2 protein-coding genes are annotated in these 2,933 nt (G+C 37.8%); both read right to left on the bottom strand.

Annotated elements, in window-relative coordinates; translation table 11 throughout:
• A partial coding sequence (locus tag Q8907_15345; GenBank protein ID MDP4275646.1) for a hypothetical protein occupies window positions 1-2,070 on the bottom strand: 2,070 nt, incomplete at its 3' end.
• Between the two features lie 214 nt (window positions 2,071-2,284).
• Window positions 2,285-2,933 (bottom strand): alpha-mannosidase (locus tag Q8907_15340; protein MDP4275645.1); only part of this gene is annotated, 649 nt, incomplete at its 5' end.

Below are 2,933 nucleotides of genomic sequence, written 5' to 3'. Positions count from 1 at the left end.
GCCTTTGCTATCTGTAAGAATCGTTTCAATTGGCTTTGCAGGTAATAAAATGCGCATTACGTCTTGAGTGCCTGATGGACTTTTTGTTATAAACGAATAAGTTTTACCTTCATTAATTTCATTGTATACCCTGGAAGCAGCGCAGAGTACCTTAGGTTGATTTTTATCTCCGGTTCTGTTTAAATTATAAAGGAAAGCCTGTTGTCCCGGATACACAATTTTTTCATGCAAAACAGGTAAATGAGGATCAAACAAATCGATAACCGGGCCTTGAACGTGCAAGGGCACTGTATCTTTGTTTTCATCCATTACAGAAACAATATCATAAGGTCCACGCTGCAATGAAAAATAGTTTTTAAATTCAAGTTTTTCTCCCCCCTTACTTTGCTCGAAAGCTTTTTTCACCAATGTAATGAAAAATTCATCCTGGTCTGTTTTTAATACTAATTCCTTAGGGTCTTTTCTAACAATAATTACTTTTCCTTTCCCAAAACTATAATTTCCTTCAGTAGCAGCAGGTTTCATTTTCATCAGGCTGAATAAGTGATCAGCGGGTGCTTTATATGTATTTCCATTACTGTTCCACCATTCCCTTACTTCCTGAAAAGGATCATTATCCCGTCCAACATAAATCAAAATTCCTCCTTTTTTGACCCATCCGGCAATAAATTTATGATAATCAGGAGACAGTGGTTTCATATTTGCATAACTCATGACCAATACCCTGATATTTTTTAAAGTAGCCGGCAGTCCAATATTCTCAATATGAACTGTTTCAACCGGGATACCTCTTTTTAACAAGGGTAAAACCATTCCATAAAAGTTTGATAACTGAGGATCATCATAATTCTTATGGGTGGGAAAACGTTGAAACATCATAGAGTTAGCCAACAAAACACCAATACCTTTTGAACCGCTCACGCGATTATCCGAAACAGGCATATCATTTAAAGAATTTACCATCACCTGCATCTGAGTAGCATATTCACGGGGAATAGGTTGCAGGGTATCGCTTTTCTCCACTTTAAATTTTCCAAGATAAATCCGGCTGGGCCAGGGCATTACTTCATAATCGGCAACCATGGGATACATCAGTTGGGCTGTGAAAGTAGCCTGATAGTTTTTTTTGTAATCATCCCAGGTGCGGCGTGCATCTTCAATAGGATCAGTAAGGAAAAATATTTTGCGGTTTGTTGGGGCAGTCATTGAAACCATAGATCCATACTCCAGAAAAGCATTTTCAAATACCCTTTCTTTTTTTATCCCGTTGAAGTAAACGGGTTCCCTCGATGTGCCTGTCCAGATTTGTGCGATATAGCCATCCATGCCCGGAAGTGCAGCAAGGCTTGCTTCAGGACTGACAATCTGCCAGGAAGAATAGTTAAGTAAGGAATGGGTAGGGACAAAACATTGAACTCTTGTACCTTTGCTTTGGCTATACTCCTTAACATATTGAAATACTTCTTTCAATGCGTTGAAATACAAATGGTACTTTAACTTGGAAGATAAATAAGTTGCTTCAGGTGATTCATGCTGAGCCATCCATGGGAAACCATAATATTTCTGCCATTCTTTTTTAAAGGATTCACTGTAACCAGCTCTGGCCCAGAATTCCGGTTCCTCCAGATAAATTGCCGTTACTCCTGCATCTATTGCTTTCTTTATCAACGTTTTAATATAAGAAATGTAGGATGAAGAAGGAACCACATAAGGGATATCCTTTCCATGACCTATTGTTTCCCCATTGCGCTGAACCTGGCCCTCATCGGAATGTGTCTTCCCATCAAATTTCCCTTGAAAATAATCCTGATAATTTCCCCAGGCTATGCCGGTCATAAATTGAATACCATAACCATGGTTTCTCCAGGATTCTACACGTTTCTCAAAAGTATCATCCATGCCATACACAATGGAAATATCCGAACGTACGTCGTATTCAGCACGCCAGGGGGCAGAGATCTGGAAACAAGTTTTTTCCTTTTGATGAGCTGGTGTTATAAATTGCCCTTTTACTTTGAATAAAGGGAAGATCAACAAAATCAAGGGAATAAGATATAATTTAGAATTCATGACTTTTGGCAATTAAGTGACTATTTTTCATAACATCAATGTTATTTTTTGACTTATTTCAGGATACTTTATTTACAATATTATTAGGTAAAATCAATTATACATATCTTTTTAGCAATATTAATCTAAATTAAACAATATTATAGAGAAAGGCTCAGAAAAGGCAGATTTAGAATCTGTCTTTTCTGAGCCCAAAAAAATTAATTACTACTTTCTAATTGTTTCTTAAAGCAACAGGTTTACAATTATTCAAATCATCATATAATGGCTGTAATACCTTAATGTCGTCTCCCTTAGCTTTCACCAGGGTAATTGCAAATACTTTTATTCTGCCATTGTCGGGAAGCGTAATGGTTTTAGCACCCTGAGGCAGGTTAATTCCATATTTGAAAATATAACTATACTGATAAGTCTCATTCTTTGAAGGATAAGCTGCATGGTAATGAGATGCATACCAGGCTATATTATCCTCTCTCAAGAACGGAGTATCAATACGGGTTACTGTCACTCCATCCTGGGCAAACCTGCGGTTATAAAACTGTCCGGTATAACCTCTCCAGTTTTGAATTTTCAGAGGGAAACTTTGACCATCAATCAGGAAATCACCAATGGCTCTTCCTTCTGCAGAAGCAAGAATATACAGTTTATTATAATCTCCTGCCGGAAGGTCTATTTTCTGCCCTTTGCAACTTACTGCATTGTTCTCTCCATCTTCCTTGTTTCCCATCTTAAAATGAACCGATTCACTGACAATTTCTTCAGGAATCAACTCTGCCGGTAAGCTTGCCCCACCTGATAAACGCCCGTCATTCCTGTTGTCATCATAGCTCATCACATCTTGATTGAATGGCAATTCAACAGTC

Source organism: Bacteroidota bacterium (assembly GCA_030706565.1).
Taxonomy (GTDB): Bacteria; Bacteroidota; Bacteroidia; order Bacteroidales; family JAUZOH01; genus JAUZOH01.
Note: the sequence above shows the minus strand (reverse complement) of the source record. Positions and strands in the feature narration are given on the sequence as shown.